The organism is Alteromonas sp. DYW1 (assembly GCF_059752595.1).
In genome coordinates this window covers 3031084-3044710 of the sequence record NZ_CM186038.1, presented here as the reverse complement: position 1 = coordinate 3044710, position 13627 = coordinate 3031084, and the positions used below count along the sequence as shown (strand labels likewise).

At 47.8% G+C, this 13627-nt stretch carries 11 protein-coding genes; 8 read left to right on the top strand and 3 right to left on the bottom strand.

What is annotated here, in order from left to right; translation table 11 throughout:
* Positions 1-85: 85 nt before the first annotated feature.
* Positions 86-1459: a cytochrome ubiquinol oxidase subunit I gene (locus AC121Z_RS13710; protein ID WP_498124585.1), complete on the top strand. Its 1374-nt coding sequence runs from the start codon at positions 86-88 to the stop codon at positions 1457-1459.
* Entirely contained in the window at positions 1459-2469 is a 1011-nt protein-coding gene (gene cydB / locus AC121Z_RS13705; protein ID WP_498124583.1) for a cytochrome d ubiquinol oxidase subunit II, read from the top strand. The genes AC121Z_RS13710 and cydB overlap by 1 nt, the downstream gene beginning before the upstream one ends.
* 69 nt (positions 2470-2538) lie before the next feature.
* On the opposite strand, the gene AC121Z_RS13700 is transcribed toward cydB, so the two are convergent.
* Together AC121Z_RS13700 and AC121Z_RS13695 are read right to left on the bottom strand one after the other, a co-directional pair.
* Complete coding sequence (locus tag AC121Z_RS13700; RefSeq protein ID WP_498124581.1) at positions 2539-4110, bottom strand: AMP-binding protein; 1572 nt, start codon at positions 4108-4110, stop codon at positions 2539-2541.
* Between the two features lie 192 nt (positions 4111-4302).
* Positions 4303-4743 (bottom strand): hypothetical protein, encoded by a 441-nt coding sequence (locus AC121Z_RS13695; RefSeq protein ID WP_498124579.1) that lies wholly within the window; start codon positions 4741-4743, stop codon positions 4303-4305.
* A 190-nt stretch (positions 4744-4933) separates the two neighbouring features.
* Between AC121Z_RS13695 and AC121Z_RS13690 the strand changes: the two genes are divergently transcribed.
* The 6 genes from AC121Z_RS13690 (at position 4934) to AC121Z_RS13665 (ending at position 12328) form a co-directional block, all read left to right on the top strand.
* Positions 4934-6076 carry a PQQ-dependent sugar dehydrogenase gene (locus AC121Z_RS13690; protein ID WP_498124577.1) on the top strand — a complete coding sequence of 381 codons (1143 nt, stop codon included), beginning with the start codon at positions 4934-4936 and terminating at the stop codon, positions 6074-6076.
* 156 nt (positions 6077-6232) lie between these two features.
* Positions 6233-8845, top strand: coding sequence for a bifunctional aconitate hydratase 2/2-methylisocitrate dehydratase (gene acnB, locus AC121Z_RS13685; protein WP_498124575.1), 2613 nt, complete (start codon positions 6233-6235; stop codon positions 8843-8845).
* Between the two features lie 77 nt (positions 8846-8922).
* On the top strand, positions 8923-9384 hold the full coding sequence (locus AC121Z_RS13680) for a DUF192 domain-containing protein (protein ID WP_498124574.1): 462 nt from the start codon (positions 8923-8925) through the stop codon (positions 9382-9384).
* A gap of 18 nt (positions 9385-9402) precedes the next feature.
* The gene (lysC, locus tag AC121Z_RS13675) at positions 9403-10752 is read left to right on the top strand and encodes a lysine-sensitive aspartokinase 3 (protein ID WP_498124573.1); all 1350 of its coding nucleotides are present in this window, start codon (positions 9403-9405) and stop codon (positions 10750-10752) included.
* On the top strand, positions 10749-11129 hold the full coding sequence (locus AC121Z_RS13670; RefSeq protein ID WP_498124572.1) for a response regulator: 381 nt from the start codon (positions 10749-10751) through the stop codon (positions 11127-11129). Before lysC ends, AC121Z_RS13670 begins: the two co-directional genes overlap by 4 nt.
* A 65-nt stretch (positions 11130-11194) precedes the next feature.
* On the top strand, positions 11195-12328 hold the full coding sequence (locus AC121Z_RS13665) for a MalY/PatB family protein (RefSeq protein ID WP_498124571.1): 1134 nt from the start codon (positions 11195-11197) through the stop codon (positions 12326-12328).
* Here AC121Z_RS13665 and AC121Z_RS13660 read toward each other — a convergent pair.
* Positions 12325-13539 (bottom strand): Nramp family divalent metal transporter, encoded by a 1215-nt coding sequence (locus AC121Z_RS13660; RefSeq protein ID WP_498124570.1) that lies wholly within the window; start codon positions 13537-13539, stop codon positions 12325-12327. The two genes, AC121Z_RS13665 and AC121Z_RS13660, sit on opposite strands and share 4 nt — an antisense overlap.
* Positions 13540-13627 lie beyond the last annotated feature (88 nt).

The window sequence follows — 13627 nt, the reverse complement described above, 5'->3', positions numbered from 1 at the left end:
CCGGTAAAGCGGTTTGTCAAAGTGCAGTGGCGTAAGCAGAGTAGTACCGCACTTTGACCAATTTCTTTAATTGTAGGTGACCGCTATGTTTGATGTGCTGTTACTTTCGCGCATTCAGTTTGCCGCGAATATCAGTTTTCATATTTTATTTCCAACGATAACCATCGCCCTGGGTTGGTTTTTGGTTTATTTCAAAATTCGCTATGACTTCAGCCAGCATCCGGTATGGATGCGTATATATCGCTTTTGGGTGAAGGTGTTTGCACTGACATTTGCCTTAGGAGTGGTCAGTGGGATCACCATGTCATTTCAGTTCGGCACCAATTGGCCTGGGTTTATGGAGACAATTGGCAACATTGCCGGTCCATTGTTGGCGTATGAAATTCTTACGGCCTTCTTTCTGGAAGCTACTTTACTTGGAGTCATGCTGTTTGGTTTCAATAGAGTACCGGGCTGGGTGCATACCTTGAGCACGTTTCTTGTCGCTTTTGGCACCACTATGTCTGCATTTTGGATCTTAGTGTTAAATTCGTGGATGCAAACACCCGCGGGATTTGAAATCAGGGAAGGAGTTGTGCATGCGACGGATTGGTTCGCAATTATATTCAACCCTTCCTTTCCTTACCGCTTTTGCCATACCTTACTGGCATCAGCATTGACCACCTGCTTTCTGGTAGCAGGCATATCCGCTTATCGCTTGTATCGTGGAGACGATAAAAAAGCGCCGCGATTGGCATTAAGAACTGCAGTTTTAACGGCTGCTGTGCTGGCGCCCACGCAAGCCTTTGTGGGTGACTTGCACGGTTTGAATACACTCGAGCATCAACCACAAAAGGTGGCCGCGATGGAAGGCGTTTGGGAGACGCAAAAGGGCGTGCCTCTGCTCCTGTTCGCCATCCCTGATGAGCAAACCCGGGAAAATCGTTTTGCACTCGCGATCCCTAATTTAGCTAGCCTTATTCTTACCCATGACTTGAATGGTGAGATTAAGGGATTAAATGATTTTCAGGGCGAGCACCCACCGGTCAAACCCGTGTTCTATGGCTTTCGCGTGATGGTAGGTATGGGACTATTGATGATCATGATTGCTTGGTGGTGCGCTCCACGCTTGTGGCAACATCAACAGTTATCGTCAATGCAATTAAAAGTACTAATTGGTATGAGCTTTTCGGGGTGGATAGCGACACTTGCAGGCTGGTACGTGACGGAAATCGGCCGCCAACCTTATTTAGTATCAGGTGTATTGCGCACCGCCGACGCGGTTACCACGCAGCCCGCCGGTAACGTCGCGTTTACGTTAATCGCCTACCTGCTGTTATACGTTGTGCTACTCACGGCTTATGTTAAAACGCTTTTCTATATGGCCCGGCGTTCAGTGGATATTGAAGAGTTCGAACCCTGCATTCCCCAGCACAATGCTGCGGCAATTCAACACAGTGCGGCATTAGGAGAACGTTAATGTTTGAATGGCTATTTGCAGATGAGACATTACCCCTGATCTTTGCGGGTTTGATGGCAATTGCGGTACTCGTTTATGCCGTATTAGACGGTTATGATCTCGGCGTTGGGATCTTGCTGCCGCTCGATGATGAGGCACAACGGGATGTTGCAATCGCTTCTATCGGCCCCTTTTGGGACGCTAATGAGACTTGGTTGGTGTTGGCAGTGGGATTACTATTAGTTGCATTCCCAGCAGCGCACAGTGCAGTATTACATGCCCTCTACATGCCGGCTACCATTATGCTCTTTGGTTTGATTTTGCGCGGTGTCTCATTTGATTTTCGCGCGAAGGTAAAGCCGCAACGCAAGATAATTTGGGACCGTTGTTTCAAGATCGGTTCAACACTTACTGCGTTTTCGCAAGGTTATATGCTTGGTATTTATGTTATGGGGTTCGAATTTACTCTGATTGCTGTAATCTTTGCTTGTCTAAGCGGATTAGGTGTAACAGCAGCCTATGCCTTGATTGGTAGTTGCTGGTTAATCATGAAAACCGTGGGTATGATGCAAACGCGCGCAATCCACTGGGCAAAAAGAGCAGGGACTCTGACATTCTTAGGAATAATGGTCGTTTGTGCGGTCAATCCGCTGATCAATGAATTTGTTTATGTACGCTGGCTCACCCCACCCTTGGCTTTCCTCATTGCGGTCATTCCTTTGCTGTGTTTTAGCATGTTCCTGCTGGGGTATCAGGTATTACGGCGTTTACCACTTAATGATGATCAGGGGAGTTGGTTGCCTTTTGCGATGGCAGTGATTGTTTTTATCTGCTGTTTCAGTGGGTTGGCACTTAGTTTTTACCCCTATTTAGTGCCGGGAGAGTTGACCATCTACAATAGTGCCAGTGCGCCCGAGTCACTTAGGATCATGCTGATTGGCACCCTTTTTGTGATGCCGTTCATCATCGGCTATACCGTATTTGCCTATACGGTATTCCGCGGCAAAGCCGTTAATCTCACGTATTATTAGTCCATTGACGAATATAGATAAACAAAAGCCCAGCGGGTTTGCTGGGCTTTTAGATTAAGTTGAAGCCGTTTACTTACGTAATTCGCGGCGCAATATCTTGCCAACAGTCGACTTGGGTAATTCGTCCAGAACGTGGATCTCCTTGGGGACCTTATAGGGGGTCAATTGTTCTCGGCAGTGCGCGATGACCGCGTCTTTATCCAGTGGTGCCGAGGTCGTTACGTAGGCGCACACACGCTCGCCAGTTTTGTCATCTGGAGCACCCACTACAGCTGCCTCTACGATAGACGGGTAGGCAGTTAGAATGTTCTCTACTTCGTTAGGATACACATTGAATCCTGACACTAGGATCATGTCTTTCAAGCGATCAACGATTTTGATGGTACCGTCCGGCAACCGCACACCGATATCACCGGTTTTGAAAAAACCATCAGCGGTCATTACTTCTGCCGTGGCGTCTTCACGTTGCCAGTAACCTAACATCACTTGCGGACCGCGTGCGGCAATTTGACCTTCTTCACCATCGGCTACGGCTTGGTCATTTTCGTCCAAGATGCGGATCTCAGTACCGAGTAGCGGTGTGCCAATAGTGCCAATCTTTTCATTACCGGGCTCATTAAAGGTCAAAACGGGTGCAGTTTCAGACAATCCATACCCTTCGGTAATACTGCAGCCTGTCACATCACGCCATATATCAACCGCTGCGCTAGTCAGCGCGGTTCCACCAGAAAGGGTGAGCTTTAATGCAGAAAAGTCTAAGGCTTTAAAATCAGGATGTTGGCCTAAACCAACAAAGAGCGTGTTGATACCCGCAAAGGTGGTAAATTTATACGGTTTAATCGCGTTGATAAAAGCATCGGGGTCGCGTGGATTGGGGATCAGGATCGTAAGGCAGCCTTTAGCAAAAAATGTCATCATACAAACAGTAAAGGCGTAGATATGATAAAGCGGTAACGGACATACTACGATTTCTTCGCCACTCTTGAAGCGATCACCTAAGCGATCCAAGGTTTGCACGCTGTTACTCAACACGTTGCCATGTGACAACGCTGCGCCTTTAGATAATCCGGTAGTACCACCGGTGTACTGCAACATACATAGCGTATCCATGGTTACGCTAGGTCTGGAAAACGGCGGTAAGCTGGCGCCTTTATCCAGAGCAGTACTCAGCGCCACGTATGACTCGTGCTGTGGTGCGCTGGCGGGTTGTAACAACTCTGTGGCACTGGTGATGATAACCGTTTGGACTTGGGTATCTGCTTTTATCTTTTCAAAATTAGGCAGTAAGTCAGCCAGAATAATAAGTGCTTTGGCCCCGGAATCACTAAACTGGTGCTGCATTTCTCGTGGTGTATATAACGGATTAGTGTTAACCACGACCAGTCCGGCGCGCAAGGCTGCATAAACAGCTATGGGATTTTGCAACAAGTTCGGTAATTGTATCGCAATGCGGTCGCCAGGCACTAAGCCCGCTTCATGCTGCAGGTAATTAGCCAGTGCTGCCGAGCGTTGCTCGATCTCATTAAACGAAAGAGTTTGGCCGAGCGCAGTATAAGCAGGTGCGTCGGTATACTTGTCGAACACGTACTCAATATAGTCGGGCAAAGAGTGGACGTTTTCCGGTAACAAATCTTGAAACATGGCTTCTCGCTTTTTTTATTGCATGGTCAAAGGTTCAGCATATACGGAATAAATTAACAATTCGATTACATTTGGACGTTATCGTCGTGCTGAATGCACCACTCATCGTGCTTCTCGGTCAATGCTCGAGTCTCGATGAGGGGAGCATGTCCAAGTAGCTATCGCTGTGCGACAAGTTTTAGTGTTGTAATGTTACGGGGTAGCTAAATATACGCGAGCAAACACCCAACCACCCACTAAGCCCGCGCAGCATTGGGCAATAAAGCCTAATGTTGTTCTAGCGCCTGCGATTAAGGTGACATCGAGGATGGGCTGCATCGCCAGCAGCATAGCAGCGATGGTTACACCCCCAGCAATGACAAATAGCCACATGGGAAGCGCTTTGATTTTTGCTTTGAGCAGGCTGAGCACTAAAAAGGCCACAAACAACGATAAGATGATTGCAACACCATAAGTAAGGCTTAGACCCAACAGGTCAGAAAAGGTCATACTTAGCCAATCGCCAAAGCCAATATTGACATCGATAAGAAGCAATTCAATGAGCACAAATTGAGAGTGAGCAATGCTGGCCAAGCAAAACGTGGCTAAGCCAGCAAGCAACCAAGCCTTAATCCAATGCAACGTTTTATTCATCGGCATACTCCCTTTGTGGCAGCGCGATAGTGACTATAATTAACCTAATCTTGCAGCGCTTTGGCATGGAATTCAAGCAATCCGCTATGCGATAAATCGAAGTCAAGTGGCTTAGCGTGGCGTTGGCAGAGGCTTGATAATCCGCTAGATTAACGAATCTAATAATGGTTTTGACAGAGTAACCGTGACTATGCTGAATAATCTTAAAGGTCTTAGCAAAATCCTGCGATGCGCATTATTGTTGGTTTGTGTCAATGGTGTTTATGTACCTGGCAGTGCGGCTAATATCGCCTTTCCTGCGGTGACTATTGAGACGTTAACAAGCGGCCTCCAGCAACCTTGGGCATTGATTGAGTTACCGTCACAAGATTGGCTTGTGACCTTGAAAAGTGGGCAAATTTTGCTCCTCGACAAGCAGGGGCAAGAAATAAAGCGCTTTACGCATATGCCTGCAGATTTATATGTGGCAGGTCAGGGAGGGCTGATGGATATTAAGCTCCACCCAAATTTCGCCCTTCAGCCCTATGTTTATATCAGCTATGCAGAAGGCGATGAACAAGGTAATCGCTTAGCCATTGCACGCGCCACGCTTTACCAACAATCCTTGGGTGAATGGCAAACCATTTTCCGCGTCACACCGGATAAACCAACGCCGGTGCATTATGGCGCACGCATGGCGTTTTTGCCTGATGGGTCGTTACTCATTACCAGTGGCGATGGATTTGATTTTCGTGAACAAGCGCAAGTTAAGCAATCCCACCTTGGCAAAGTCTTGCGCATGAGTGACGAGGGGCAAGCACTGCGTGATAATCCTTTTTACACTGGCACTGGCAGTCCAATTGACTATGTTTACACCTTAGGACACCGCAACCCACAGGGGCTGGTTGTTGATCAGCAGCAAGGAAGAGTCTATTTAAATGAACACGGTCCGGCAGGTGGTGATGAAATTAACCTATTACGACCTGGCGAAAACTACGGCTGGCCGGTGGTGACTTGGGGGAAAGACTATAGCGGCGCAAATATCTCACCATTCGATGCCTATCCCGGCATGCGCCCGCCGATTGTCAACTGGACACCGTCGATAGCGCCGTCTTCCATGGTACAAATTAGTGGACCGCTGTTCGCTGAACAATCAGGGGATTTTTTGGTGACCTCCTTAGCCGCGCAACGCTTGTATTGGGTGCGTCTAGGTCAGAGTGAAGCTCTGTTTGACCGCCCGGTGGTTGAAACTTTGCAAACCCGATTACGTGACATCCAGCTTGGTCGTTCTGGCGCTATTTTCATCTTAACGGATGGCAGTGACGCATCACTGCTAAAAATGGTACCAAAATAAACAATTCTGACGGTGAATGGCGGCTATAACCAAACAAAAGCGCTATCTGGATTTAATTTACCTAGGCAAAGCGCTATACTTCCGCTGTTTTATAATTCATTGCTGTTACCTGCGCTATCGGTAGTGTAGGTGCAACCAACCACGAGGAATCATAAAGTGTTAGAACAGTATCGCAAACACGTTGACGAACGCGCTGCCGAGGGTATTCCACCGAAGCCGCTCAACGCAGAGCAAGTCGCCGAATTGGTTGAACTATTAAAAAATCCACCGGCTGGCGAAGCCGAATTCTTACTTGAACTTATTTCAGAGCGTGTCCCGCCGGGCGTTGATGAAGCTGCGTATGTAAAAGCGGGTTTCTTGAGCGCAATCGCAAAAGGCGAAACAACGTGTCCATTAATCGACAAAGATGCTGCCGTACAATTGTTGGGCAACATGCATGGCGGTTATAACATTGAAACATTGGTGGCATTGCTTGACGATGCTGAATTGGCAGAACTTGCCGCTGAAGAGCTCAAACATACTTTGTTGATGTTTGATGCGTTTCACGACGTCGAAGAAAAGCACAAAGCCGGTAATAAGTATGCGACTGAAGTTATGCAGTCATGGGCTGAGGGTGAATGGTTTACGTCACGTCCAGACCTGCCGGAGAAAATCACAGCAACAGTTTTTAAAGTGACCGGTGAAACCAATACTGACGATCTATCACCTGCACCAGATGCATGGTCGCGTCCAGATATTCCGCTGCACGCACGTGCAATGTACAAAATGACCCGTGATGGCTTGGAGCCGGAAAAACATGGTGAAGTGGGCCCGCTAGCACAAATCGAAGAGATTAAAGCTAAAGGGCACAAAGTTGCGTTTGTGGGGGATGTTGTTGGTACAGGCTCTTCAAGAAAGTCAGCGACCAACAGTGTACTTTGGTTCTTCGGTGATGATTTACCGGGCGTACCTAACAAGCGTGGTGGCGGTATTTGTATCGGTGGAAAGGTTGCACCAATCTTCTTTAACACCATGGAAGATGCTGGCGCGTTAGTGTTTGAAGCTGACGTCGAAAAAATGAATATGGGTGATGTTATCGACATCTACCCATTGGACGGTAAGATTTTAAACGCGGATAGCGGCGAAGTATTAGCAGAATATGCCTATAAATCAAAAGTGCTATTAGACGAAGTCCGCGCTGGTGGCCGGATTAATTTGATTATCGGCCGTGGTTTAACTGAAAAAGCTCGGGAGTCGTTAGGCTTAGGTGAAACGGATTTATTCCGTCGTCCTGAACAACCCAAAGACACGGGCAAAGGTTTTACCTTGGCACAAAAAATGGTTGGTAAAGCCTGTGGTGTAGAAGGGATCCGACCAGGCACCTACTGTGAACCCAAAATGACCACCGTGGGCAGCCAAGATACGACTGGACCAATGACGCGTGATGAACTGAAAGACCTCGCTTGTCTTGGTTTCACTGCTGACTTGACCATGCAGTCATTCTGTCACACGGCGGCTTATCCGAAGCCGGTTGATATTGATACGCAGCACACCTTACCTGATTTCATTATGAATCGCGGTGGTGTTTCATTGCGTCCAGGCGACGGTATCATTCACTCATGGTTAAACCGTATGTTGTTGCCGGATACCGTAGGTACTGGTGGTGATTCACACACGCGTTTCCCTATGGGAATTTCCTTCCCTGCAGGTTCAGGGTTAGTTGCTTTTGCGGCCGCTACTGGGGTTATGCCATTGGATATGCCTGAGTCTGTTTTGGTGCGCTTTAAAGGCAAAATGCAACCGGGCATTACGTTGCGTGACTTGGTTCATGCGATTCCTTTGTATGCGATTAAGCAAGGTCTACTAACGGTGGCTAAGAAAGGTAAAATCAATGCCTTCTCTGGTCGTATTCTGGAAATTGAAGGGCTTGATAACTTGACGGTTGAGCAAGCATTTGAATTGTCGGATGCATCTGCAGAGCGTTCAGCTGCCGGTTGTACGATTAAACTTTCTGAAGACTCAGTTGCTGAATATCTGCGTTCGAATATCACTATGCTGCGTTGGATGATCAACGAAGGCTACGGTGATCCTCGTACACTAGAACGTCGCGCTCGTAAGATGGAAGAATGGCTAGCGAATCCTGAGTTGATGGAAGCCGATCAAGATGCAGAATATGCAGAAGTGATTGAAATCAACTTAGACGAGATCAAAGAGCCTATCCTGTGCTGTCCAAATGACCCGGATGATGCGAAAACCTTGTCTGATGTAGCTGGTGACAATGTCGACGAAGTCTTCATTGGTTCTTGTATGACGAATATCGGGCACTTCCGTGCCGCTGGTAAACTGTTAGAGCAGTACAATGGTACATTACCAACACGTCTGTGGATTTCGCCTCCGACTAAGATGGACAAAGCGCAGTTGATGGAAGAAGGCTACTACAATATCTATGGCCGTGCCGGTGTACGTACCGAAATGCCTGGATGTTCATTGTGTATGGGTAACCAAGCGCGAGTTCTTGCAGGGGCGACAGTGTTATCAACCTCTACCCGTAACTTCCCGAATCGCTTGGGCGATGGTGCTAATGTGTATCTATGCTCGGCTGAACTTGCAGCGGTTGGTGCAATTGTTGGTCGCGTTCCGACAACTGAAGAGTATATGCAGTATGCGAGCAAGATTGACTCGATGAGTTCAGAAGTGTTCAAATACTTGAACTTCGACCAGATGGAAGTGTTTAAGAAAGCTGAAGACGCAGCGAAAGCAAACATTATCCCAACGTTAAACGTTGCATAAACGGTCTTAAATAGACAATACCGGGTAGCGTTTTACGTTACCCGGTTTTTTTTTGAAAAAATATGAGTAAGTCCGACATGTTATATCGTTTATCTTGGTTTCTACTGGTGCTCTCGCTTAGTATTTGGGCTAGGCCGGTTGCGGCAGATATCGCGCAAAAGGTTGATTTTGGACAGGCCATTATTCAGGTAGGTGAACAGCGCCTGACCGTTGAATACGCGGCGACATATGAGCAGCGCGCACGTGGCTTGATGTATCGGACGGAGCTGTGTGATTCGTGTGGCATGCTATTTGAGTTTGAATATCCAAGAGAAGCCGGCTTCTGGATGAAAAACACTCTGATCCCGCTGGATATTGCCTATCTTGATAGAAGCGGTGTGATCACCGATATAAAGCCCATGTATCCGCTAGTTCTCGAACCGGTTCCATCGTCCAAGCCGGTTTTATATGCGTTAGAGATGAACCAAGGGTGGTTTGCCGCCAATGCTGTGGTTGTGGGTGACCGCATCACTATAATTAGTCAACAAGAAGCCCGCTAATCAAAGGAGTTAAACGTTTTGAGTAATGTCATTAATGTGGCCAAGTTTGGTGGCACCAGCGTTGCTGATTTTACTGCCATAAGCTTATGTGCCAAGGTTGTGCAACGCAATCCAGAGACTCGTGTGGTTGTGGTGAGTGCCGCTGCTGGTGTGACTAATTTATTGGTTAAATTAGGTTTTTCGCCATTAACCCAAGCGCAAATCGCAGAAGTCTGCGATCAAATAAGACAGATTGAATATGCGATTTTAAGTGGCTTAGAGCAACCGGGTGAAGTTAAAGCCAAACTCGATGATCTGCTTCACGAAATTGAACAACTCGCCCGGCATGAGGAAATTCTGCATCGTCACGACCTAAAGGATGAATTGATGTCGATGGGGGAGCGCATGTCATCATTGCTGTGTGCTGAGGTATTTAAGCAACATGGCATACCCGCACTTAATTTTGATGTGCGCAAAGTGCTTATCACGGATGACACTTATGGTGAGGCTGTGCCCAATGTAGTTACCATTAAACAACGCAGTCTGGAGTTGTTGCGGCCCGAATTGGCTGACAGCATTGTCGTTACTCAAGGCTTTGTGGGTGCAGACGAAGCGGGCAATACCACAACGTTAGGCCGTGGGGGCTCAGATTTTACCGCTGCACTGTTAGCAGAAGCCTTAGATGCCAAAAGCTGTGAGATTTGGACTGATGTTATCGGTGTTTATACCACTGACCCACGTTTAACCGCGGCGGCACGCCCTTTGCCAGAATTAAGTTTTGAAGAGGCCGCGGAAATGGCAACGTTCGGTGCCAAAGTACTGCATCCAGCCACAATGGAACCCGCACTGCGCTGTGATATTCCAGTATTTGTCGGCTCTAGCCGTGAGCCTGAGAAAGGCGGTACATGGATTGTTCGAGACTGTGAGCACGAGCCGCCGTATCGCGCAATTACCCGCCGTCGTGAACAAGTGATGGTGACCGTCAAAACTCCTAAAATGCTTTATGCTCAGGGCTACTTGGAGAAGGTTTTTGGGATTATTGCGAAGAACAAACTGTCGGTCGACCTAGTAACGACGTCAGAGATTGCTATCGCATTTACCTTAGATAATCCACCGAATTCAGTGGCAGAGCGATTAAATCGACGCACCATTGAAGAACTCGAAGACATGAGTGAAGTCAGTGTGGAACAAGGCTTTGATTTGATTACCGTGGTAGGCAATCACATGCAATCAAAAAAAGGCGTCTCAAGTCGTATCTTTGCCGCCATTGCCGACTATAATTTACGTATGATTTGTTTTGGCGCCAATCCACATAATATGTCATTTTTAGTGAATGCTGATGATAGCGCTGAGATAGTGTCAGTACTACATAAAGCGTTATTTGAATGAGCCTAAAGAATCTTAACATTTTGGCGGTTGACGATGACAGAGTCACGCTGGAATTGCTGACGTTAATGCTGGAGGAATATACCTCCGGCAGCGTTGTGGCTATGGATGACAGTAATCTTGCTGTGGACGTTTTAGCCGATCCCACAAAGCGGTTCGATTTAGTGATCAGTGATCTGATGATGCCGGATAAAACCGGACTCGATTTGCTCGCGATTTTACGGTCACGCGATACATCCATTCCATTCATTTTATTAACCGCGAATACACGGCGTGAGAGTGTGATCAGAGCCAAGCAATTGGGAGCGACAGCATTTATTGCGAAGCCGTTTTCCACTCAAAACTTACTCGATAAGTTAGATAGTTTGTTTCCTGAGTAAGGACCACAATTACTGTCACCGCTCCCCACAGTTATCATTTAAAACAAAAACCTTAAGGACGCAGAATGAATTTTGACCAGCCATCGCCACGTATTGGGACTGATGCCTTTAAATGGAAGAAGTATGCCGGCACTGACATTCTGCCGATGTGGGTCGCTGATACAGAATTTCGCTGTGCAGAGCCCATCCTGAATGCGATTCAAGAGGAAGTCGCCAGAGGCATATTAGGTTACACATTGCCATCTCAACACGCGGGAGCTAATGCAGCTGTGGTGCGTTGGCTTGAGCAGCAACATCAATGGCAGATAGAAGCCGATTGGATCGTTTGGGTGCCGGGCGTTGTACCTGCATTTAACGTGGCATGCAAAGCGCTTACTCAACCTGGCGAAAAAGTGATTGTGCAGACGCCCAACTATCCCCCGTTGCTGGCTGCGCCAGCGTTACATGGAACCCAGCGCCTCGAGGTAGGGACAGTGATCGAGAATGGTCGCTGGACCTTAGATTTTGCTCAATTGGAAGAGTATGCCGCCGATCCAGAATGCCATTTATTTATCCTCTGTAATCCAATGAATCCCGTCGGCAGTGTTTTACGCGCTGACGAGCTCTCACGTGTTGCCACAATATGTGAGCGCCATGGGGTTACTCTCTGTTCGGACGAAATTCATTGCGACCTAATCCTTACGCCGGGGTTAAAGCATATACCGGCAGGCAAAGTTAGCAGTCTGAGCCAAAACAGTATTACTTTAATGGCGGCGAGCAAGACCTTCAATGTTGCTGGCTTGGGCGCGGCTTTCGCAATAATTCCCGACAGTCGGTTGCGGCGTCGCTTTTTACAAGCGGCACAAGGCATGGTGCCGTGGGTTAACATTCTCGGTTTGGTTGCTACTCAGGCAGCGTTTACTGAATGCGATACCTGGCATCGAGCGCTGTTAGATTATTTGCGGAGTAATCGAGATTATGTTGTGCACGCGATCAACCAGATTGAAGGGCTGCAAGCGTTAACCCCTGAGGCCACTTTTTTACTCTGGGTAGATGCTAGCGGCCTCGGCGTTGATGATACACAGCAATGGTGTGAGCAGCGCGGAGTTGGACCTTCGCCAGGCAAAGATTTTGGTGCAAAAGAGTTTTTCCGTCTTAATTTTGGTTGCCCTCGCGCTGACCTAGAAGCAGCGGTCCAGCGGCTGCGCGGCAACGTTTAAAATGCCGCGATTAGTTTACTCAAGCCAAGGAACAGGGTAATCAGCACGATACTGCAACCCAAAGTATTCATTGCTACTCGGTTACGGTGGTTACCCAACCGTTGTTTATTATTCATCGCAAACAATAAAAAGATGGCCACAAATGGCAATAGGAGTCCATTGGTTGCTTGCGCAAAGAGCATCGCAAGTAATGGCTTTATCCCTAAACTCGCGACTAGCGCTCCGCAAAGCAATACACTCAGCCAAACGGCACGAAACGGCATCGACGTACGATCTTGTGGTAACTTAAGGGCGCCACATACCGCGTAACTGGCAGCCAGCGGTGCTGTTATCGCACTCGTTAAGCCGGCGGCAAAAAGGCCAATCGCAAAAATATTCCCTGCAGCATCACCGAGCAGCGGAGCCAATTGCGAAGCAATATTACTCGCATCTAATACTAAGCCTTGCTGATAGAATGCCGCGGTTGCAGTGGTCATGATTGCGAGGGTGATGAGTCCACCGGTCATAATTGCAATACGTGTATGCTGGCGTTGAGTCCGCAGCTCAGTTTCTGTTGTGGCGGAATAATGGCTGACGAGACTCGCATGTAAAAACAGATTGTAAGGCACAATAGTGGTACCAATTAGCGCTAGTACCAGGGTAAAAGTCGCACTGTCAAAGCGGGGCTGCATGGCATCATTGAATAACCCTGACCAATCGGGCTTAGCAGCGAATACGGTGACTATGAAAATTACGCTCATAATGCCTACCAGCGCGACTAAGACTTTTTCTACTGCACCATTGTGACCAAACCACAAAAGTCCGGCGGCAAGACTGGCCAGAATAACTACCCACACGGTTATACTGCCGTGCGTCAGTTGACTTAATCCCAACGCAGCACCCGTTAAATTACCACCCTCATATGCAGCGTTGCCAATCCCAATCGCAGCAATGACTAACGTACATGCGCTGTAGCGCACCCATTTTTGTTGGAATAATTCATGGATAGCGTCAGCTAGACCCAGTCGCGTGACGACGCCGAGGCGTACAGCCATATCTTGCAGGACGAGGGTTGCGACAATGGAAAAAATTAATGCCCAAAGCAGCTGATAACCAAACTGCGCACCGGCCAAGCTGGCTGTTGTTACCGTGCCAGGTCCAATGAAGGCTGCGGCTATGAGCCATGCAGCATAACGATTTTGTGTAGGTTGTGGATTAACCGACTCAGACACAACAATTTTTCCTTATGACTATGTTGGGCTTCACTCTACGGATAATCCTGTTAAGCTGCAAATATTGCTCATCACTGAGAGTCCAAGC

What these genes read in the sequence shown, in the direction of transcription:
- AC121Z_RS13710 (WP_498124585.1), top strand. Translation starts at nt 86, where the DNA reads ATGTTTGATGTGCTGTTACTTTCGCGCATTCAGTTTGCCGCGAATATC.
- cydB (WP_498124583.1), top strand. Translation starts at nt 1,459, where the DNA reads ATGTTTGAATGGCTATTTGCAGATGAGACATTACCCCTGATCTTTGCG.
- AC121Z_RS13700 (WP_498124581.1), bottom strand. Translation starts at nt 4,110, where the DNA reads ATGTTTCAAGATTTGTTACCGGAAAACGTCCACTCTTTGCCCGACTAT.
- AC121Z_RS13695 (WP_498124579.1), bottom strand. Translation starts at nt 4,743, where the DNA reads ATGAATAAAACGTTGCATTGGATTAAGGCTTGGTTGCTTGCTGGCTTA.
- AC121Z_RS13690 (WP_498124577.1), top strand. Translation starts at nt 4,934, where the DNA reads ATGCTGAATAATCTTAAAGGTCTTAGCAAAATCCTGCGATGCGCATTA.
- AC121Z_RS13680 (WP_498124574.1), top strand. Translation starts at nt 8,923, where the DNA reads ATGTTATATCGTTTATCTTGGTTTCTACTGGTGCTCTCGCTTAGTATT.
- AC121Z_RS13670 (WP_498124572.1), top strand. Translation starts at nt 10,749, where the DNA reads ATGAGCCTAAAGAATCTTAACATTTTGGCGGTTGACGATGACAGAGTC.
- AC121Z_RS13665 (WP_498124571.1), top strand. Translation starts at nt 11,195, where the DNA reads ATGAATTTTGACCAGCCATCGCCACGTATTGGGACTGATGCCTTTAAA.